Raw genomic sequence first — 19,500 nt, forward strand, 5'->3', positions numbered from 1 at the left:
TCAGGAGAGCGCCTTCGCCACCGCGACGAACTCGGCGACGCTGACGGTCTCGGCGCGGCGGGTCTCGTCGATCCCGAGGCTGGCAAGGGCTTCGAGCGCGCCGGGCACGCCCTTCAGGCTCTGGCGCAGCATCTTGCGGCGCTGGCCGAAGGCGGCCTCGGTGAGGCGTTCGAGGGTGCGCGCGCTGACACCTTCCGGCATGCGTGCGGGGGTGACGTGGACGATCGCGCTCATCACCTTGGGCGGCGGGGTGAAGGCGCTGCGGTGGACCTTCATCGCGAGCCGCGCGTCGCTGCGCCACTGGGCGAGTACGGCGAGGCGGCCATAGGCGTCATCCCCGGCGGTGGCGACGATCCGGTCGGCGACCTCGCGCTGGAACATCAGCGTGAGCGAGCGCCACAGCGGGGGCCACGCCTCCCCGCCGAGCCAGCGCACGAACAGCGCGGTGCCGACGTTGTAGGGGAGGTTCGAGAGCACATGGAAGGGCTCGCCTTGCATGAGCTCGGCATGGTCGAGCTTGAGCGCGTCGCCCTCGATCACGGTGAGCTGGCCGGGGAAGCTCTCGCCCAGTTCGGCCAGCGCGGGGAGGCAGCGGCGGTCCATCTCGATCGCGGTGACCCGCGCCCCGGCCCTGAGCAGCGCCCGCGTCAGCCCCCCGGGGCCGGGGCCAACCTCGAGCACCCGCTCGCCCGCCAGCGAGCCCGGCAGCGCGGCGATGCGGCCCAGCAGCTGTTCGTCGAGCAGGAAATTCTGCCCCAGCGCCTTGGAGGCGGCGAGGCCGTGCCGGGCGATCACCTCGCGGATGGGGGGGAGGTCAGGCACGGGCCCACCCCGCTGCGACTAGGCGGCAAAGCCGCCAAGTCTCGCTCCCCTCCCGCTGGCGGGAGGGGTTGGGGGTGGGCACGCGATCAGGCACCGGCCTTGCCCCGCGCCGCCGCCATCGCCGCCGCCATCCGGATCGCCGCCGCCATCGCGCCCGGGTCGGCCTTGCCTTGCCCTGCGATGTCGAAGGCGGTGCCGTGGTCGGGCGAGGTGCGGATCAGCGGCAGGCCGAGGGTCACGTTGACCCCCTCGTCGAACTCCAATGCCTTGAGGGGAATGAGCGCCTGGTCGTGATACATGCACAGCGCCGCGTCGTAGGTCGCCCGCGCGCGCGGGGTGAACAGCGCGTCGCCGGGGACCGGGCCGACCGCGTCGATCCCCTCGGCCCGCAGCGCCTCGACCGCCGGGGCGATCACCGCTGCGTCCTCCTCGCCGAACTTGCCGCCCTCGCCCGCGTGGGGGTTGAGCGCCGCGACCGCGAGGCGGGGCGCCGGGATGCCGAAGTCGCGTCGCAGCCCTTCGGCGACGATCCGCGCCTTGTGGAGGATCAAGCCTTGCGAGATCAGCCCCGGCACCTCGGCGAGCGCGACGTGGACCGTCAGCGGCACGGTGCGCAAGGAAGGCCCCGCGAGCATCATCACCGCGTCGCGATAGGGCCGCGCGCAGGCCTCGGCGAGGAACTCGGTCTGGCCGGGATAGTCCCAGCCGACCGCCGCGAGCTCGGCCTTGGAGACGGGCGCGGTCACCACCCCCGCCGCGACCCCGGAGAGCGCGAACTTCATCCCCCACTGGAGCGAGGCGAGCGCGAGCCGGGCACCCTCGGGCGAGGGCCTGCCGGGGGTGAGCGCGCCGTCGAGGCCGGCCATTACCGGAAGCCCCGCTCCGCAAGCGAACAGCGCCTCGGCGGGGTCGGCGATCGGGACGATCGGGCAGTCGATGCCCAAGGCCTCGGCGCAGGCGCGCAGCAGCGCCGGGCCGCCGACCACGAAAGCCGGGGGTGCTTCGCCCGCCGCGCGCAGCCTTGTCCAGGCGCCGAGGATCACCTCCGGGCCGATCCCCGCCGGATCGCCGAGCGTGATCGCGAGGGGACGGGCGAGTGCCGTCAATTGTACTCGATATAGGCGTCGTTGCGCAGGTCGCGCAGCAGGCGCTGGGCGCGCTTGTTGACGCGCTCCTGCTCGATCTGGTCCATCACCGCCGCGAAGGTCGGTGCGCCCGCGTCGGGCGGATCGTCGCGGCCGCACAGCATCAGCACGCGCACACCTTCCTGGATGCCGCCGAAGGGCGGGGTCGCTTGGCCGATCTGGAGGCCGAGGATGATCGCGCGCAGCTGCTCGGGGAGGTTCCCGGCCTTGATCTGGTCGTTCGAGACCACCTCCGCCCCGATCTTCGCCGCACCCGCATCGACATCGCCGCAGCCCTTGAGGCCCTCGATGAACTGGCCGAACTCGGCGACCCGCGCCTCGGCCTGGGACTGGGTGATGCCGGGGGCGAAGTTGATCGAGATCTGCTTAAGGCTGAGCACCGCCTCGTTGGGATCGGCCATCAGCACCTGGCGCTTGTTGATGAGGTAGAGGATCGAGAAGCCGCCGGGGATCTCGATCGGGCCCTGGAGCATCCCGGTCTGCATCGAGCGCGCCGCGGTGGCGAGCTGCACCGGCAGCTGGCTGAGGCGCACCCAGCCGAGATCGCCGCCGACCACCGCGGTCGAGGCCTCGGAATATTGCCGCGCATAGGCGACGAAGCTGCCGCCCTGCTGCAACTGCTCCATAATCTTCTGCGCATTGGCGAGCACCGTCTCGCGGTTCTCGGTGGTGGCCGAGAGGAAGATCTCGCCCAAGCGGTATTCGTCGGTGCCCTTGGCCTCGTTCATGCGCTTCAAGACGTCGTTGACCTCTTCGGCCGAGACGTTGACGAAGGGCGTGATGTTGCGGCGCAGGATGTTCTCCCACGCGACCTCGCCCTCGATCTGGCGCTTCAACGACGCCGGCGAGGAGCCGATCGAGGTGAGGTAGGCGTCCATCTTCCTGGAATCGCCGCCGAAGTTCTGCGCGGCGAGCTGCTGGTAAGTCTGCTCGACCTCCTCGCGCTTGACCTCGAGCTTGTCGGCCTCGGCCTTCTGGATCTTGAGCGTCTCGTCGATGAGGTTGCGCAGCACCTGGACGCGCAGGCGCAGGATCTCCTCGTCGGAGAGCTTGTTCTCCGAGGCCGCGGTGACGAGCGCGACGCGCTGGTCGATCTCGGTGTCGGTGATGACGTAACCGTTGACGATCGCCTTGGCCGAGCGCTTGTCGGGGTCGGCCTTGGCGAAGAAGTTGACATCGTTGGGAAGGCCGAAGGGGTTCTCCGCCGTCGGCACCGCGACGGTCTGCGCGCTCGCGGCGACCGGCGCGAGTACGAGGGAGGCGATCCCGGCCGCGGCCAGCGCGGTTCCGGTCCTGGCGAAGAGCGCCCTGGTGGTCAGCTTCACATTCACTCTTTGTGTCCCGCCTTCTCTAGCCTGCTGCGCGGCGCCATGACTGCGCCCGCGTAGTCGCCGATGCCGCGCACCGGCTGAATGGAAGCTGAGTCCCCCGATCCCGCGTGAGCGCCCGCTTCCTGTCCGGCGTGCCCTTTAACGCCATTTGCGCGCCCTGCCAATCAAACGGCGCGGGCGGGCGGGGATTAGCGGAAGCCAAGGTTCCTGAGGGCGAAGAACACCTGAAAGGCATTCCCGCGCCGCGCGTCGCCCGCATCGATGAAGTCGCGCCGCCAGGTCGCGCCGAACTCGATGCAGTCGTCGGCATAGGCGACGCCGAGGCGGGTGCGGATCGGCTGGAAGCCGTCGGGCTGGAACACCGGGTCCTCCTCCTCGTCGGTAAGGTTGAACACCCCCGAGCCGAACACCGACCAGCGCGGCCCGATCGCGACGCGCGCGGCGGCGCGCACCTCCTCGCGGTCGCGCAGGTCCTCGACCGTGGCGATGTCGCGGTTGAGGCGCAGGTAGCCGACCTCGAGATAGGTCTGGCGCGAGCCGAGCGTCGCGTCGATCTCGTTGCGGCGGATCGCGAGGCTGTCCTTGTCGAGCCGGAAGCGGTGGGTGAAGCTGACGAGGTTGCGGTAGCGGATCTCGGTGCGGCCGACGAAATCGGTGACCTTGTCGGTGAGCCCGGTGCCTTCGGGGAAGAGGCCGGGGCGGGGGCGCTCGAGGCGGAAGGACTGGCCGATGGTGGTCTTGATCCGCCAGCCGGGGCGCTGGATCTGCCAGTCGACGCCCCAGGTGACGCGGCTGCCGTCCTCGACCCGGTCATAGCCGGGGAAGCGGTTGAGGGCGAAGAGGTTCGAATCCTCGAGGTCGATCGCGCGCGCGTCCTCGTTGGGGACGTCCAGGTTGCGGATGCGGGGGGAGGCGACGAATTGCAGCCGCGGCTTGAACACCTGCGTGCCCCCGAAAGCCTTGCCGGCGAAGGGCCACTCGATGTCGAGCGCGGCTGTGGCGATCCCCCGCGCGCTCCAGCCCTCGGTGCCGCGATAGCTCGGGGTGCCGGTCGCGAGGATGTTGTCGGTGTTGTAGACGTCGCCGCGCACGAGGCCGGTGAGGGTCACGACCTGCCCGAGCGGGGTGAGGCGTTTGAGGTCCCACTGCGCTCCCGCGAAGGCGCGGCGGGTGTCCTGCCCGTCGTTGCGCAGCAGGGCGAGGGAGTTCGCCTGCAGCATCAGGTCGCCGCCCAGGATCTTGTCGCCGATCTTCTGGCGGTAGTCGATTGCGGGGAGTGCCAGCGGCACCTGCCCCTGCTCGGCGTTCAGACGCAGCGTCTGCGTCGCCCAGCCGGCGATCGAGAGGTAGGAGCGGTCGGTGATCCGCTCGAGGTTGATCGTCGAGCGCAGCCGGTCGTCGCGGCTGATGTCGTAGCGCCTCAGGAAGGTGCGGTCGCTGGCGAGGCGGACTGAGCCGGTGAGGCTCCAGTCGGGCGAGAACTGGAAGCGGCCGTTGGCGTCGAAATAGCCGCGCGGGTCGCTCCTCAAGGTCTGGCCGCCGGTGAAGTCGGTGGCGCGGTCGGAAAAGGTGACGTAGCCGCCGACCTGGTAGGCGCCCTTCTCGGTCAGGTGGCGCCACTTGGCGCTCGCCATCGGCGCGGCGTTGGAAAAGACGAAGGCCCCGAGCGTCAGGTCCATGTTGTCGGCGAGGCGCCAGAAATACTCGCCCGAGACCTCTAACCCGTTGACCTGCGTGATCCGGACGTCGGGAACGAGGAAGCCGCTTTCCGAGCCCCCGTCGGTGCGGATCGCGAGGCCGGGCAGCGGCAGGATGCGCGCCCCGAACAGCTCGAGCGTCGCGCCCTCGAAGCGCACCCGCGAGGTGGTCTGGTCGTAGATCACCCGGCGCGCGGTGACGCGCCAGCTCGGCTCGCGCGGGCAGCCCTGGCTGTCGACCACCGGGCAGGCCGAATAGGCCGCATCGGTGAGCGCCGCGCTGCCGTCGGCATTGCGGATCGCCGAGCGCGCGGCGAGGCGGCCCCCGGCGCGCAGGGCGATCAGCAGCTCACCCATCGCGCCGGTGTCGAACTCCTCGGTGAGCTCGACCCGGTCGGTGAAGAGCTGGTTGCCCGCTTCGTCGACCATGCGGATATTGCCGGTGGCGAGGATCTTGCCGGTCTTGCGATCCCAGGTGACGGCATCGGCGCGCACCGAGCGGTCTTCCGAGCGCAGGATCACGTCGCCGGTGGCGGTGACGGTCTCGGCCTCGTTGTCGTAGCTGAGCTGGCTCGCCTCGAAGTCGATCTTGCGTCCGGCGCTGCTGTCCGCCGCGGGGGCGGGCGCGGGGGCATCGGCGATCGCGGTGATCGCCACCGGCGGGCGCTCCTGCGCGGCGAGCGGCGCGGCGCCGGTCGTGAGGGCGAACGCAAGGGCGACAAGCGATATGCCGCCCGGCGCGGGCAGGCGCAGGTGCTGGTCCGCGGCCTTGCGCGTGTCCACTGGCGAGCCTCCCGACATGGCCTTGCCTATTGCACCGCTCGCGCCTAATCGCAATCGCCATTGCGCCGCCGGCGCGCGCGGCTTGTCGCAGGTGCACAGCGCCCCGTCAGCGGCGTGTCGGCAGCCCCCCGACCCCTTTGCCTCGTCCGGAGTCCCCATGCAGATCCACTTCACCGCCGCCGCCCCCGCCGACGTTCGACTTCACGCGCGGGTGGTCAATCAGGGCGCAGGGCTGGGCAACCTCGACGCAGTCAGCGTCCTGGCGGAAGGCGCGGCCGCTTCGCAGTTTGCCGGCCGCGTCGGGCAGTTGTTCGAAGGCTTCACGCACACCGACGCCACGCTTCGGCGGAATGCTTTCGTCGGCGCGGGGGACCGCACTGCGGCCGAGCGCCGGGCGAACCTCGAGCGTGCGGGCGCGGCGCTCACCGCGAAATACCTCGTCTCGGGGGAGACCGCGCTGGTGCTCGACCTCAGCGACGCCGCGCTCTCGGCCGACGAGGCCGCCGCGGTGCTGCTCGGCCTGCGCCTGCGCGGGTGGCGGCACGACAAGTATCGCACGCGCCTCGCCGCCGACAAGAAGCCCTCGCTGACCACGGTCCACGTCGCCGGGGCGCCCGAAGGCACCGAGGCCGCGTGGCAGCGCGAGGCGGCGGTCGCCCGGGGGGTCGAGTTCACCCGCACCCTCGTCGCCGAGCCCGCCAACCTCCTCTACCCCGCGACTTTCGTCGCCGCCTGCGAGGAGGCCTTCGCGGGCACCGGCGCGGAGATCACCGTGCTCGGCGAGGCGGAAATGGCCGAGCTCGGCATGGGCGCGCTGCTCGGCGTCGGGCAGGGCTCGGAGCGGGAATCGAAGCTGCTTGCGATCCGCTGGAACGGCGGCGCGTCGGGCGAGAAGCCGACCGTCTTCGTCGGCAAGGGCGTGACCTTCGACACCGGCGGCATCTCCCTGAAGCCCGGGCCGGGGATGGAGGACATGAAGTGGGACATGGGCGGGGCGGGCGCCGTTGCGGGGGCGATGCTGGCGCTCGTCACCCGCAAAGCCAAGGCCAACATCGTCGGCGTCATGGGCCTGGTCGAGAACATGCCCGACGGCAAGGCGCAGCGCCCCGGCGACATCGTCACCACCATGAGCGGGCAGACCGTCGAGGTGCTCAACACCGACGCCGAAGGCCGCCTCGTGCTGTGCGACGCGCTCCACTGGGCGCAGGAACAGTATGCCCCGGCGCGGATCGTCGACCTCGCGACGCTGACCGGCGCGATGATCATCTCGCTCGGCAACGAGCACGGCGGGATGTTCGCCAATGACGACGCCCTCGCCGAGCAGCTGACCGCTGCGGGCAAGGCCAGCGGCGACAAGCTGTGGCGCATGCCGCTCGGCACCGAGTACGACAAGCTCATCGATTCGCCGATCGCCGACATGAAGAACATCGGCCCGCGCGAGGCCGGCTCGATTACCGCGGCGCAGTTCCTCCAGCGCTTCGTCAGGGAAGGCACCCCCTGGGCGCACCTCGACATCGCGGGGATGGTCTGGTCGAACAAGCCCGGCGCGACCTGGGACAAGGGCGCGACGGGTTACGGCGTGCGCCTCCTCGATCAGTTCGTACGGGATGTGGTCGAGGGTTGATCCGCATTTCCGGCCTCAAGTAGCGAAGCGGTAGGCCGGAAATGCCAAAGATGCGTCGCAAATCCGACCTGCCGACCAAGACCTGCCTTGCCTGCGGGCTGCCCTTCGCGTGGCGCAAGAAGTGGGAGCGGGACTGGGACAACGTGAAGTATTGTTCCGACCGCTGCCGCAGGGGGAAGGGGGGCGCCGCGTGAAGCTCGATTTCTGGCAGGTCACCGACGATCCGCTCGAGAAGGTCGTCGCGCTGATCGCGAAGCGCGCGCTCGGGCAGGGCGAGCGGGTGCTGGTGGTCGCCGCCGAGCCCGAGCGCCGCACCGCCATCGCGCGCGCGCTGTGGGAGGCCGGGCCGGAGAGCTTCCTCGCTAACGGCGAGGCCGGCGCGCCGGGGGCCGAGCGCCAGCCGATTCTCCTCGCCCCCGAGCCGCAGGCCGCTAACGGTGCGAGCCACCTGATCCTCGCCGACGGCACCTGGCGCGAGGCCGAGGGCTTCGCCCGGGTGTTCCTGCTGTTCCCCCCCGATCTCGCCCCCGCCGCCCGCAAAGCGTGGCGCGCGCAGGACGGGCGCGACGGCGTCGAGCGGGCCTATTACGAAAAGGAAGCGGGGCGCTGGGTCAGGAAAGGCTGACCGCTTGCGGCCCCGGCGAGGATGCGGGATGATGCCCGCGTCGTCACACCGGGGGCAGGTCGCCGATGCGCTGGGGGATTGCGGGGATTGCAGGGCTGATGCTCGCCGGCTGCGACGCGGCGGGCGATGCCGAGCCCGCGCCCGAGGCGGTCCACTCGGTCGATCCGGCGACGGGCGAGCTCCACATGGTGATCCCCCATGAGGACGGCCCCGCGACCCTGCGCTCGGGTCCGACACTGCCGGTGCGCCTGCCCGACGGGCTGACGCTCCCCGAGGGCGCGACGGTCACGGCCAATTCGCGCTTCGAGCAGGCCGGCGGCAGCGGCGCGCTCGTCACTTTCGAGACCCTAGCGCCCGCCGCCGCGGTCATCACACACTTCCGCGACCAGGCCGAGGCGGCCGGCTTCGCCATCACCCTCGACCGGGCGCTGGCGACCTCGCACCTGCTGCTCGGCGAGCGCGCGCGCGACGGGGCGAAGCTGTCGGTGACCGCGACGAGCGGCCCGCCCACCAGCGGGCAGATCCTCGTCTCGGGCTGATCGGCGGTCAGTTCTCGAACAGGACGATGTCCCAGCGATACTTGTCGGCGTCCGCCGCCTGCTGCTGCGCCATCGCCGTCACCGCGTCCTCGCCCAATTCATTGTAGAGCGCATCCTTCGCATTGGTCGCGTGATCCTCGGCGAAATACATCTGGGTGACGAGCCGCGCCTGCCGGCCCTTGATGTCGAAGTGGATGTGCGGGGTGCGCCAGCCGATCGGGCTGTCGTAGCCCGAGGGCTTGATGGTCCGCACCCGCCACTCGCCGCTCGGCCCGGTGACGAGCTTGGCGAAGCCCTGGAAATTGGGGTCGAGCGGTGCCTTGGCGACGTCCCCCGGATGGGCGTAGCGCCCCGCGGCGTTGCACTGCCACAGCTCGAGCGCCGCGCCGCGGACGGGGTTGCCCTTGGCGTCGAGCACCCGGCCCGTCACCTCGATCACCCGCCCGAGCGCGCGTCCCTTGCGGCCCTTGATCATCGTCATGTCGAAGTCGTCGTCGCCGGGTCGCTGGATGGGGTAGAACGGCCCGAGCGGGCCTCCGGCGGTGAGCGCCGGGGCCGCCGCCCGCGCGATGCCGCCCCCGGCGATGAGCGCGCCCGCGCCGAGCGCGACCCCGGCGAAATGGCGGCGTGACAGCTTGTGATCGTCCTGCATGATCGTCCCCCCCTGATGAATTCGGCGAGCGGCATACCACGTCGCCGCTCCCCGGCAAATGCCCGCGCGCGGAGACGGCCTTGCGCTTTTGCACCGCAGCAACTAGGGGGCGCGGCCAACAACCCCCTCCCCATAAAAGACGTTCACAGGAGCATATCATGGCGGTCACCCGCACCTTCTCGATCATCAAGCCCGATGCCACCCGCCGCAACCTCACCGGTGCGGTCACCAAGATGCTCGAGGAAGCCGGCCTGCGCGTCGTCGCCTCCAAGCGCATCCACATGACCCGCGAGCAGGCCGAGGGCTTCTACGCGGTCCACAAGGAGCGCCCCTTCTTCGGCGAGCTCGTCGAATTCATGATGAGCGAGCCGGTGGTGGTGCAGGTGCTCGAGGGCGAGGACGCCGTCGCGAAGAACCGCGAAGTGATGGGCGCGACCAACCCGGCCGACGCCGCCCCGGGCACGATCCGCAAGGAACTCGCCCTGTCGATCGGCGAGAACACCGTCCACGGTTCGGACAGCGAGGAGAACGCCGCGATCGAAATCGCCTTCTTCTTCAAGCCGGAAGAAATCGTCGGGTAAGTTTCACCGGCTGGCGAAACGCGAAGGGCCGTCTTCCGCAAGGGAGGCGGCCCTTCGCATTTCTCAAGAACCGTTCGCCCTGAGCTTGCCGAAGGGCTGCACTTCCTTCCGAGACACGTGCGAAACTCGGAAGTGAAAGACTGTCCTTCGACAAGCTCAGGACGAACGGATCGGAGGTTCACGCCTTCTCGGCAAACCGCGCCAACTGCTCGGCATGCGCGTGGTGGTGACCGCCCTCGCTCGCCGCCATCACCTTGCGCATCGCCGCCAGCGCCGCGGGCGTGAGCGCGAGGCCGAGCTCGGCATAGACCCGCGCGATCGCCGCCTCCCAATCGGCGTTGAGGTCGTCGAAGCCCGCGCGCGCGACCGGGCCGTGCCAGCCCGCGAGCGCCTCGGCCATCCGGCCATCGCGCAGGGCGATCTTGTGCCGCCAGCGCGCCTCGATCGCGTCGAGGCAGCAGGTGTCCGACTGCATCGCCATCTGGTTCGCCGCGAGGCTGACCGCGCTCTTGAGCACCGCCTCGTGCTCGCGCTCGGCGATCACGAGGCGCGCGTCGGGGAACAGCGCGAGGATCGTCGCGAGGTCCTCGGCGAAGGCGGGGACTTTCAGCACGCGGGGCTTGCCCGCGATCCCCCGGTGCGCCGCGTCGGTCTGGAGGATGCGCCGGAACTCGCGGTAGATCGGCAAGGACCCGCGCGCCTCGCTCCACGCGGAATAGCTCGGGATGTGCCACTGGCTCTCGTAGATCGAGTGGTGAAGCGCGGCGGAAATCCACGCCAGCTCCTCCTCGACCGCGGCCGGCGCCATCGGGTGGATCGACTGCATCCACGGATTGAGCAGGCCGAGCATCGCCAGCTCCATGGTCGCCTTCACCCGCTTCATCCCGAAGCGCGCCGGGACGGGGTGATAGGCATCGCAATAGCGGGTGTGCGAGTGCGCGGGATCGGCGGCGAGCAGCGTGTGGATGCGCGTGGTGCCGCTTCTCATATGGCCGATGACGATGATCGGCGGGGCGAGGGGTGTTGCGAGCAGCTCGGGCCGCTCCAGCCACAATGCCCCGAAGGCAAGGCGGTTCTTCACCACCCGCGCCAGTTGCCCCCAGGCCATCGCCCGGCCCAGCGGGTTGAGATCGGCTTCAGCCTCCAGCGCGGCGATCAGCCGGGCGAGCCGCTCGCGGAAATCGGCGACGTCCTCGGGGGAGCGCCCGCCCTGCTCCACGCGCTCCGCCTTCGCGCCGTGGGGCCGCGCGGCGAGTGCCCACAGCGCGTCCGCCTCGAGGACCGGCGGCGGCAGCCAGCCGCGCTCCCACGCCTTGCCGAGGAAATCGTTGGCCTTCTCCGCCAGCGGCCCGCGCGCGAGCAGGTGTTCGCGCCGCCGCGCCATCAGAAGGCGTCCGCGGCGTCGATCAGCCGGGTGAGGCGCCTGGGCGCGACGCTGCGCCAGCTGCGGGCGAGCCATTCGGCGACCTCGTCCCAGTCGACGCCCGGCCGGTTGAGGATGATCCCCACCCACCCGCTCGCGCCGTAATAGGCGGGCTTGAAGTAGATCTCCGGCTGGTCCTCGACGAGGGCGAGCAGCTCGTCCATCGATCCGGTGCGCACGAGGCAGGCGATGTGGGCGACGCCGTGGTGCTGGTCGGAGAAGTAGGCGAAGAACTTGCCCCCCTTCTCGCCGCCGACCCGGAAGCCGGGGCTGCCGTGGCTCTCGCGCTCGTCGGTTTCGGGGAGAGCGAGGGCGAGGGCGCGCACCCTGTCCAGTAGCCGGACCGGATCGCGCCAGCGGCTGACGTAATCGGCCACCGCGCGCGGGTAGAGCTGGTGCTCGGCGAGCTTGACCCGTTCGGCGAGAGTGTCGGGCGTGTCGCCGGGAACGATCGGCACCCTGAGCTGCGCGAGGACCTCGCCCGCGTCGAGCTCGGGGGTGACGAGGTGGACGGAAGTCCCGCCGTGGCTGTCCCCCGCAGCGATCGCGCGCGCATGGGTGTCGAGGCCTCTGTAGAGCGGCAGCAGCGAGGGGTGGATGTTGAGCATCCGGCCGGCCCAGCGCTCCACGAAGCCGTCCGAGAGGATGCGCATGTAGCCCGCGAGCACGATGTGGTCCGCGCCCGCTTGAAGCACCGCCGCCTCCATCGCCGCGTCGTGGGCTTCGCGGGTCATGCCGCGGTGCGGCAGAGCGAAGGTCGCGATCCCCTCGGCCTGCGCCAGAGCAAGCCCGGGGGCGGCGGGGTCGTTCGAGGCGACCAGCACGACCTCGTAAGGCGCGTCGGCGATGCGGCTCGCATAGACGAGCGCCGCCATGTTGGTCCCCGCGCCCGAGATGAGGACGGCGATCTTCGTCTTATCCGTCATCGCGCTGCACTCTCCTCCCGTTCGTGCTGAGCTTGTCGAAGCACTGTTCTTCTTTTGCGAGGTAGAAAGGACAGACGGCCCTTCGACAAGCTCCGGGCGAACGGAAATTGTTATCCCAGATGCGTCGCGCTCCAGTCGCTCTTGCCCGCCCAGGTCTCGACCGAGCCGCGCACGGTGCAGCCCTTCTCCCCCGCCTCGATGCGGCCGACCGGGAACACGGTCTCGCCCGCCGCCTCGAGCCGCTGTGTGACCTCGGGGACCCTGTCCTCGGACACCGCGAGCACCATGCCGACGCCGCAGTTGAAGGTGCGCGCCATTTCCTCGGGCTCGATGTTGCCCTGCGCCTGGAGGAAGGCCATCAGCCGCGGCTGGGGCCACAGGTCGGCATCGACATGGGCGTGGGCGCCCTCGGGCAGGATCCGCGGGATGTTCTCGAGGAGCCCGCCTCCGGTGATGTGGGCGAGGGCGTTGACCAGCCCTGCGCGGATCAGCGGCAGGAGGCTCGCGACATAGATGCGGGTCGGCGCGATCAAGGCCTCGATCAGCAGCACGTCCTGGTCGAACAGGGCGGGTCGGTTCAGCTTCCAGCCCTTGTCCGCCGCGAGCCTGCGCACCAGCGAATAGCCGTTCGAGTGGACGCCGCTCGACGCGAGCCCCAGCAGCACGTCACCCGGCGCAACCTTCTCGCCGGTCAGCTGCTCGCCGCGCTCGACCGCGCCGACGCAGAAGCCGGCGAGGTCGTAGTCGCCCGGCGCATACATCCCCGGCATCTCCGCCGTCTCGCCGCCGATCAGCGCGCAGCCGGCCATCTTGCAACCCTCGGCGATGCCCGCGATGACCCGCTCGGCGACCCCGTTCTCGAGCTGCGCGCAAGCGAAATAGTCGAGGAAGAACAGTGGCTCCGCGCCCTGGACGATGAGGTCGTTGACGCACATCGCGACGAGGTCGATGCCGACGGTATCGTGCCGGTCATGCTCGATCGCGAGCTTGAGCTTGGTGCCCACGCCATCATTCGCCGCGACCAGCAGCGGATCGGTGTAACCCGCCGCCCTGGGATCGAAGAACCCGCCGAAGCCGCCCAGCTCGCTGGTCGCGCCGGGCCGCGCGGTGGCCTTCGCCAAGGGGGCGATCGCCTTGACCAGCGCATTGCCCGCCGCGATCGACACGCCGGCATCGGCATAGGTGTAGCCTGGGCCTTGCGGCGCGCTCTCGTCGTTTGTCCCCGAAGTCATGCACGTGCCCATAGCCTTTCGCGCTTGGAATTCCACTCGCCATTGGGCAAAGGACAGGCGATTTTTCCCGATGAGCGCCACGCTTTCCCCTTCCGGCCCTGCGGCTGCCCCCTCGCGAGCGACGCGCCGCTGGCTCGGCGGCGCGGCGATGGCGCTCGCGCTGCTCGGCGGCGGCTTCGCGCTGCTCGCGCAGGTCGCGGGCGATCGGGGCATCGCGCCGACCGCGGCGAGCTCGGATATCGAGGTCAGGAACATCACCGTCGACGTGCCGGGCAAGAGCGCCGAGGACGCGCGGGCGAACGGCTGGCGCGAGGCGCAGAAGCAGGCCTGGGCGAAGCTCGGCGGGCCGCAGCTCTCCGAAGGCCAGCTCGAGGGGCTGGTCTTGGCGATCGTCATCCAGCGCGAGCAATTGGGGCCGCGCCGCTACATCGCGACGCTCGGCGTGGTGTTCGACCGCCAGCGCGCCAGCGGCTATCTCGGCGGGCAGCAGCAGGCGAGCCGCTCGGCCCCGCTGCTGCTCATCCCGGTCGAGGAGAGCGCCGGGGCCTACATCACCTTCGAGCAGCGCAACCCCTGGCAGCGCGCCTGGGCCGAGTTCAACCCGGGCGCGAGCCGCATCGACTATGTGCGCCTCAACGGCGGCGGGGGGGATTCGCTGCTGGTGAACTTCGGCCAGGCGACCCGCCGCAGCCGCGCATGGTGGCGCACGACGCTCGACCAGTATGGCGCGACCGACGTGCTGATGGCCTTCGCACGGCTCGAGCACCAGTTCCCGGGCGGGCCGGTCAAGGGCACCTTCACCGCGCGCTACGGCCCCGACAGCCGGCCGCTCGAGAGCTTCACGCTTACCGCCGACAACCCCGACGCGCTGCCGGCGATGCTCTCGCAGGCGGTCGAGCGCTTCGACGGCATCTTCACCGCCGCGCTCAACGCCGGCAAGCTGCGCCCCGATCCCACGCTGCGCCTTGGCGGGGGCGGGCAGATCGACCCGGCGATCCAGCAGCTCATCGAAATCGGCCGCGCCGCCCAGGCCCGCCGCGCCGCCGAGACCGCGGCGGCGGCGGGCGGGCTCGTGCCGCGCATCGAGGCGCAGCCGGTGACCGGGATCGAGCCCGGCGAGACGGTGCAGGTGCGGCTCATCACGGTGCAGTTCGCGACCCCCGATGCGGGCGCCTTCGACAGCGCGCTCGGCGCGGTGCGCGGCACCGGCGGGGTGCGCGGCGTGGGCGTCACCAGCACCGCGATCGGCGGCACCTCGGTGATGGCGGTGAGCTATGCGGGCTCGCTCGAGGAGCTCGCCGCGGCGCTCGAGGCGCGCGGGTTCAGCGTGCGGCGAGGGGCGAACGCGCTCGCCATCAGCCGCTGAGCGGGCGGGCGGCGGCGATGAGCGAGCCCTCCCAGATTGCCCTGCCATTGGCGGCGCGCGCCCCGGCGGGGGCGCAACGGATCGTCATCGGCAATGCCAACGCCGCGGTGATCGAGGCGCTCCAGCACCCCGCGCGCTGGCCCTTCCACGTCGCCGTCCTCACCGGGCCGCGGCGTTCGGGCAAGTCGCTGCTCGGTCGCTGGGCGCGGGGGCGCGACGAGAGCCTCGAGGTGATCGACAATGCCGAGAGCCTCGAGGAGACCGCGCTGTTCCACCGCTGGAACGCCGTCCAGCAGGGCGGCCTCAAGGAGGGCGGGGCGCTTCTGCTGATCGCCAATGCCGACGCGGAGGCGGGAGGCTGGCGCATCGCGCTCCCCGACCTCGCCTCACGCATCGGCGGCTCGCTGCAACTCGCGATCCAGCCGCCCGACGACGCGATGGCGGCCGAGCTGATCCTCGCTCACGCCGAGGCGCGCGGCCTCTCGCTGCCCGAGGGCGCGGCGGACTATCTCGTCCCGCGCACCACCCGCAGCTTCGCCGCGATCGAGACACTCGTCGCGACGATCGACCGCATCTCCCTTGAACGCCAGCAACCGGCCACCATGTCTATATGGCGCGCGGCGCTCGAGGCCCTGCACGGTCCGGAGCAGCAGCGTCTGCTGTAGCAGGCGATTGCAATCCTTGCGCTTTGGTGGGAAAGATGGAGGGGCGATGTTCGAGCAACTGGTCAGCTATCTGGACTCGGTCCGCGCCCGCGACCCCGCGCCGCGCTCGCGCTGGGAGATCCTGCTCTACCCCGGCGTCTGGGCATTGGGTTTCCACCGCATCGCGCACTGGCTGTTCGAGGCGCAGCTCTATTTCCTCGCCCGCGCGGTCAACCACCTCTCGCGGCTGCTGACCGCGATCGACATCCATCCGGGCGCGACCATCGGCAAGAACTTCTTCATCGACCACGGCTTCACCGTGATCGGCGAGACCGCGGAGATCGGCGACAACGTCACGATCTACCAATGCGTGACCCTGGGCGGCACCAACCCCGCCAACGGCAAGGGCGGCAAGCGCCACCCGACGCTTGAGGACAATGTCATCATCGGCTCGGGCGCGCAGATCATCGGGCCGATCACCGTGGGCGAGCGCGCCCGCGTCGGGGCCAATGCGGTCGTCACCGACGACGTGCCCGCGGGGGCGACGATGGTCGGGATCAAGGCCCGCTCGACGCTCGTCCCGGCCGAGGAATGGATGCGCGAATTCGTGCCCTACGGCACCCCCTGCGACGATCCGCCCTGCGACGAGCAGGGCCGCCCGCGCCGCGACTGCATCGAGAAGCTCGAGGGCGAGGTCGCCGCGATGCGCGAGGAGATGGCGGCGATGAAGGCGCTGCTCGCCGAGCGCGAGGCGGTCGCGGCCGAGGCGCATGATCCCGCGACCCATCCGCTCGGCCCCAACGTCGAGCCCGCGGTGCGGCTGCGCAAGCGCGCGACCAAGGACTGACCGCCCGGATGGCCGCACCCCAGACCCCGGGGTTTCCGGGACAGGTGGTCCCCTTTCCTGCGCGCGGTGCCGATCAGGTCGGCTTCGAGCGCGCCGAGCTGATGCGCATCCTCGACCTCTACGGCCGTATGGTCGCGGCGGGCGAGTGGCGCGACTACGCGATGGACTTCACCCGCCAGGCCGCCACCTTCGCCGCCTTCCGTCGCACCGCCGAGCGCCCCCAGGCGCGCATCGAGAAACGCCCCGCCCTGCGTGCCAAGCAGGGCATGTGGACCCTGTTCGGCGAACACGGCCAGGTGCTGAAGCGCGGGCATGACCTCGCGAACGTGCTGGCGCCGATGGAACGGCGGCTGGTGAAGGCGGTCGAGGAGTAGGCTCGGCGAGGTGCGGCCAAGGGCTGCGATCGGCTTTCGACGCGCTGCTTCGGTGGCTGCTCATCGGTCGTTGGCGCCACCCTCCCACCGTCTCCCCGGGCTTGACCCGGGGCCCCGCTGGCTCTGTCCGATCTCCCTTCGAAGAGAAGCGGGATTCCGGGTCAAGCCCGGGAAGACGGCAGCTCTGCAGGCTCGGCCCGTCTCCTTCGGTGGCGCGAAACCGGCGGGATCCAGTCTTTTCCTAGCGTCGCCCCGTGCTCGTCACGGGGCTCGGCTTCTTCCGGCCCGGGGGCAGAAGAAGCCGAGCCCCGGATCAGGTCCGGGGCGACGACGGGTTGTGATGTCCATGAGAGGACGCTGGCTCATTGACGGCTCGTGGCAAGTCACCAGCGAAGGCGGAGGCAGGTTTCAGGTAAGAGCTTTGCCTTTGCTCATGGCCGCTTGTGGGTGGTTAGCTGCCATGAGTGCTGGCACAGGAGTCTTCGTCCTCCAAGCCGGCGCGCAGTCGCTCGAAGAACGCGACCTTGCGTTTCTCCGCTTTCAATCGCCGGTACCTCAGGAATACCCAAATCAGCAAGAAGGGCAGGAAAAGCAGGCTGAGCTCCGCGGCCGCACCAACAGCGCTTTCGATACCTTCGTGACGAAAGATCACATAATCGACCACCAGCGAGAGAGCTGCCAGCAATCCGATCCAGAAAAGCACGAAGTGCTCAGGAGCCTTGGACGGAACCTTCGATGCAGAATAGGGCTTCAGGTCCATGAGCCACCTTCATCGATGAAAACTTCCATGTCCGCAACGGTAGCTTCCCGCGCGTCGCAAGCGGCTTGCCGACATTTCCTACAGCCCCGCCAGCCGCTACGATCCGCTGCGTTCTTTCCCATCGTTCTGCCCGGCCTACGAGGCCTTTGCAAATCCGGCGCGTGATCTCGCGCCACGCCCCCCTTGTCCGTCCGCGTCACGCGAGTGGGGGTAAATACCTGAAGAAAAACACAAAAGAGCGGGCGCAGAAAGCGGACAGGGTGTCCGCTTTGTCCGCTTCACAGCGAAAGGCCCGTCCCCTCCGCGGGAACGGGCCTCCTCTTGTCCGTTGCGAAAAAGCCGGATCAGCCGCGCGCGCTGGTGGGCCCGGTCCCCGTCACCTTTTGCATCGCGCGCAGGATGTTGCCCGACTGCTCGCTGCCCGATTGCGGGGCGATCAGGTTGGTGAAGGAGCTGATCTCCTCCCAGTGCGCCGCGAAGCCCTCGACGGTGCGCTCGCCTTCCGGGAGCCACACGGCGTCGTTCATCACCGTCCACGAGGAGTGGAAGCCGCCCGCGCCCGCGCCGACGATGGCGTTGGTCGGCGCGTCCTCGGAGACGAGGAACAGTGCGGCCGGGACCACGTTCTCGGGCGCGAAGAGCTTGAAGGCCTCCTCGGGGAAGAGGTCCTCGGTCATGCGGGTGCCCGCGACCGGCGAGAGGGTGTTGACGCGCACGTTGTACTTCGCGCCCTCGAGCGCGAGCGTCTTGGTGAGGCCGGCAAGGCCGAGCTTCGCGGCGCCGTAGTTCGCCTGGCCGAAATTGCCGAAGAGGCCGGTCGACGAGGCGGTCATCAGGATGCGGCCATAGCCCTGCTCGCGCATCGTCTCCCACGCGGCCTTGGTGGCGAAGGCCGAGCCGGTGAGGTGCACCTTGACGACGAATTCGAAGTCGGCGGGCTCCATCTTGGCGAAGGTCTTGTCGCGCAGCACGCCCGCGTTGTTGATGAGCACGTGGACGCCGCCCCACTTCTGCTTGGCGTCGGCGATCATCTTTTCCATCTGCTCGTATTCGGTGACCGAGGCACCGTTGGCGATCGCCTCGCCGCCTGCCGCCTCGATCTCGGCGACGACCTGCGCCGCCGCGTCCGAGGTGCCGGTGCCGTCGCGCGAGCCGCCGAGGTCGTTGACCACGACCTTCGCGCCGCGCCGGGCGAGTTCGAGCGCATAGGCCTTGCCGAGCCCGCCGCCGGCGCCGGTGACGATCGCGACCTTGTCCTTGAAGCTGATGCTCATGGGTGTTCTCTCCTGTTGTCCGCCGGGGCGCGCTTTACGCCCGCGTAAACCAATCTGCGGCGCGCTGCGTGGCACTTTCGCGCGGCCCTTGCAACTGCCGAACTGACAGCGCGCGATGCCGTAGGGTCAGGCGGCGGGTGCGAGGGCGGCGAGGGTGGGGATGAGCTCCCCGAACGAATCGATCACCGCATCCGCGCCGAGCGCGTGCGGGGGCGCGTCGCAGTAGCCGTAAGCGGCCGCGACGAAGGGCACCCCGGCGGCCCGGGCCGCGCGCCCGTCGAAGCTGGAGTCGCCGACGAAGACGAAGCTCCCCCCGCCGGTGATGGCGCGGGCCTCGAGGACCGGGGCGGGGTGGGGCTTGGCGAGGTACTGGCCGTCCTCGCCCTTGCCCAGCGAGTCGCCGCCGATCACCGCCGCGAAGGCGTCGATCAGCTCAAGGTGAGTGAGGACGTTCTTGGCGAAGGCCTCGAACTTGTTGGTCACCACGACCATCCGCACGCCCATGGCGGCGAGCCCGGCCAGCGTCTCGCGGACCCCGGGGTAGGGGACGGTGTGGACCGCGTTGTGGCCCTCGTAATAGGCGAGCATCGCCTTGTAGAGCCGCCGGAACTCCTCGGGGGGCACCCCGCCCTGCGCCTCGAGAGCGCGGGCGAGCATCATCTTCGCCCCGCCGCCGATCAGGCCCTTCGAGCTCTCGAGCGGCACGGCTTCGAAGCCGCCCATCACCAGCGCGTGGTTCACCGCGCTGCCGAGGTCGCCGAAGGTGTCGAGCAGGGTGCCGTCGAGGTCGAAGCCGATCGCGTCGAAGGGGATGGTCGTCATGGCCCGCGCGGTGGCCGATGCGACTTCAAACCG

The 19,500-nt window shown here is 70.2% G+C and carries 20 protein-coding genes; 9 read left to right on the plus strand and 11 right to left on the minus strand.

Features of this window, described 5'->3' with window-relative positions:
* The 4 genes from rsmA to ACLBKU_RS15190 all read right to left on the minus strand — a co-directional run bounded on the left by rsmA (position 1) and on the right by ACLBKU_RS15190 (position 5,796).
* Positions 1 to 822, minus strand: a complete 822-nt coding sequence (rsmA, locus tag ACLBKU_RS15175) for a 16S rRNA (adenine(1518)-N(6)/adenine(1519)-N(6))-dimethyltransferase RsmA (RefSeq protein WP_410180397.1) — start codon at positions 820 to 822, stop codon at positions 1 to 3.
* Between the two features lie 86 nt (positions 823 to 908).
* Positions 909 to 1,928, minus strand: a complete 1,020-nt coding sequence (pdxA, locus tag ACLBKU_RS15180; protein ID WP_410180398.1) for a 4-hydroxythreonine-4-phosphate dehydrogenase PdxA — start codon at positions 1,926 to 1,928, stop codon at positions 909 to 911.
* Positions 1,925 to 3,292, minus strand: coding sequence for a peptidylprolyl isomerase (locus ACLBKU_RS15185; protein WP_410180399.1), 1,368 nt, complete (start codon positions 3,290 to 3,292; stop codon positions 1,925 to 1,927). Before ACLBKU_RS15185 ends, pdxA begins: the two co-directional genes overlap by 4 nt.
* A gap of 194 nt (positions 3,293 to 3,486) precedes the next feature.
* Positions 3,487 to 5,796, minus strand: a complete 2,310-nt coding sequence (locus tag ACLBKU_RS15190) for an LPS-assembly protein LptD (protein ID WP_410180400.1) — start codon at positions 5,794 to 5,796, stop codon at positions 3,487 to 3,489.
* Between the two features lie 139 nt (positions 5,797 to 5,935).
* Here ACLBKU_RS15190 and ACLBKU_RS15195 point away from each other — a divergent pair, with 139 nt between their 5' ends.
* From ACLBKU_RS15195 to ACLBKU_RS15210, 4 genes are all read left to right on the plus strand, one after another.
* Entirely contained in the window at positions 5,936 to 7,402 is a 1,467-nt protein-coding gene (locus tag ACLBKU_RS15195) for a leucyl aminopeptidase (RefSeq protein ID WP_410180401.1), read from the plus strand.
* 41 nt (positions 7,403 to 7,443) lie between these two features.
* Complete coding sequence (locus ACLBKU_RS15200; protein ID WP_410180402.1) at positions 7,444 to 7,596, plus strand: DUF2256 domain-containing protein; 153 nt, start codon at positions 7,444 to 7,446, stop codon at positions 7,594 to 7,596.
* Complete coding sequence (locus tag ACLBKU_RS15205) at positions 7,593 to 8,027, plus strand: DNA polymerase III subunit chi (RefSeq protein ID WP_410180403.1); 435 nt, start codon at positions 7,593 to 7,595, stop codon at positions 8,025 to 8,027. The genes ACLBKU_RS15200 and ACLBKU_RS15205 overlap by 4 nt, the downstream gene beginning before the upstream one ends.
* 65 nt (positions 8,028 to 8,092) lie before the next feature.
* Positions 8,093 to 8,566 carry a hypothetical protein gene (locus ACLBKU_RS15210; RefSeq protein ID WP_410180404.1) on the plus strand — a complete coding sequence of 158 codons (474 nt, stop codon included), beginning with the start codon at positions 8,093 to 8,095 and terminating at the stop codon, positions 8,564 to 8,566.
* 7 nt (positions 8,567 to 8,573) lie between these two features.
* Here ACLBKU_RS15210 and ACLBKU_RS15215 read toward each other — a convergent pair whose 3' ends face one another.
* Positions 8,574 to 9,218, minus strand: a complete 645-nt coding sequence (locus ACLBKU_RS15215; protein ID WP_410180405.1) for a hypothetical protein — start codon at positions 9,216 to 9,218, stop codon at positions 8,574 to 8,576.
* Between the two features lie 158 nt (positions 9,219 to 9,376).
* Between ACLBKU_RS15215 and ndk the strand changes: the two genes are divergently transcribed.
* Positions 9,377 to 9,799, plus strand: coding sequence for a nucleoside-diphosphate kinase (gene ndk / locus ACLBKU_RS15220; protein WP_410180406.1), 423 nt, complete (start codon positions 9,377 to 9,379; stop codon positions 9,797 to 9,799).
* Positions 9,800 to 9,977: 178 nt separating this feature from the next.
* On the opposite strand, the gene ACLBKU_RS15225 is transcribed toward ndk, so the two are convergent.
* From ACLBKU_RS15225 to purM, 3 genes are all read right to left on the minus strand, one after another.
* A complete protein-coding gene (locus tag ACLBKU_RS15225) occupies positions 9,978 to 11,183 on the minus strand; it encodes a sulfotransferase (protein ID WP_410180407.1) in 1,206 nt (401 codons plus the stop codon).
* The gene (gene purN, locus ACLBKU_RS15230) at positions 11,183 to 12,148 is read right to left on the minus strand and encodes a phosphoribosylglycinamide formyltransferase (RefSeq protein WP_410180408.1); all 966 of its coding nucleotides are present in this window, start codon (positions 12,146 to 12,148) and stop codon (positions 11,183 to 11,185) included. The genes ACLBKU_RS15225 and purN overlap by 1 nt, the downstream gene beginning before the upstream one ends.
* Positions 12,149 to 12,258: 110 nt before the next feature.
* Positions 12,259 to 13,380 carry a phosphoribosylformylglycinamidine cyclo-ligase gene (gene purM / locus ACLBKU_RS15235; protein WP_410180409.1) on the minus strand — a complete coding sequence of 374 codons (1,122 nt, stop codon included), beginning with the start codon at positions 13,378 to 13,380 and terminating at the stop codon, positions 12,259 to 12,261.
* A gap of 70 nt (positions 13,381 to 13,450) precedes the next feature.
* Here purM and ACLBKU_RS15240 point away from each other — a divergent pair, with 70 nt between their 5' ends.
* Genes ACLBKU_RS15240 through ACLBKU_RS15255 form a run of 4 tightly spaced genes read left to right on the plus strand, consistent with a single transcriptional unit; the run spans position 13,451 to position 16,611 of the window.
* A complete protein-coding gene (locus ACLBKU_RS15240; protein WP_410180410.1) occupies positions 13,451 to 14,746 on the plus strand; it encodes a heavy-metal-associated domain-containing protein in 1,296 nt (431 codons plus the stop codon).
* A 17-nt stretch (positions 14,747 to 14,763) separates the two neighbouring features.
* The gene (locus ACLBKU_RS15245) at positions 14,764 to 15,411 is read left to right on the plus strand and encodes an HdaA/DnaA family protein (protein ID WP_410180411.1); all 648 of its coding nucleotides are present in this window, start codon (positions 14,764 to 14,766) and stop codon (positions 15,409 to 15,411) included.
* A 46-nt stretch (positions 15,412 to 15,457) separates the two neighbouring features.
* Positions 15,458 to 16,237, plus strand: a complete 780-nt coding sequence (epsC, locus tag ACLBKU_RS15250; RefSeq protein ID WP_410180412.1) for a serine O-acetyltransferase EpsC — start codon at positions 15,458 to 15,460, stop codon at positions 16,235 to 16,237.
* Between the two features lie 8 nt (positions 16,238 to 16,245).
* On the plus strand, positions 16,246 to 16,611 hold the full coding sequence (locus tag ACLBKU_RS15255) for a DUF2794 domain-containing protein (RefSeq protein WP_410180413.1): 366 nt from the start codon (positions 16,246 to 16,248) through the stop codon (positions 16,609 to 16,611).
* 451 nt (positions 16,612 to 17,062) lie between these two features.
* Here the strand turns inward: ACLBKU_RS15255 and ACLBKU_RS15260 are convergent, their stop codons facing one another.
* From ACLBKU_RS15260 to ACLBKU_RS15270, 3 genes are all read right to left on the minus strand, one after another.
* Complete coding sequence (locus ACLBKU_RS15260) at positions 17,063 to 17,371, minus strand: hypothetical protein (RefSeq protein ID WP_410180414.1); 309 nt, start codon at positions 17,369 to 17,371, stop codon at positions 17,063 to 17,065.
* A 344-nt stretch (positions 17,372 to 17,715) separates the two neighbouring features.
* Positions 17,716 to 18,645, minus strand: a complete 930-nt coding sequence (locus ACLBKU_RS15265) for an SDR family NAD(P)-dependent oxidoreductase (RefSeq protein WP_410180415.1) — start codon at positions 18,643 to 18,645, stop codon at positions 17,716 to 17,718.
* 126 nt (positions 18,646 to 18,771) lie between these two features.
* Positions 18,772 to 19,467: an HAD hydrolase-like protein gene (locus tag ACLBKU_RS15270; RefSeq protein ID WP_410180416.1), complete on the minus strand. Its 696-nt coding sequence runs from the start codon at positions 19,465 to 19,467 to the stop codon at positions 18,772 to 18,774.
* Positions 19,468 to 19,500: the final 33 nt, after the last annotated feature.

It is taken from the genome of Erythrobacter sp. NE805, assembly GCF_046452355.1.
Classification (GTDB): domain Bacteria; phylum Pseudomonadota; class Alphaproteobacteria; order Sphingomonadales; family Sphingomonadaceae; genus Erythrobacter.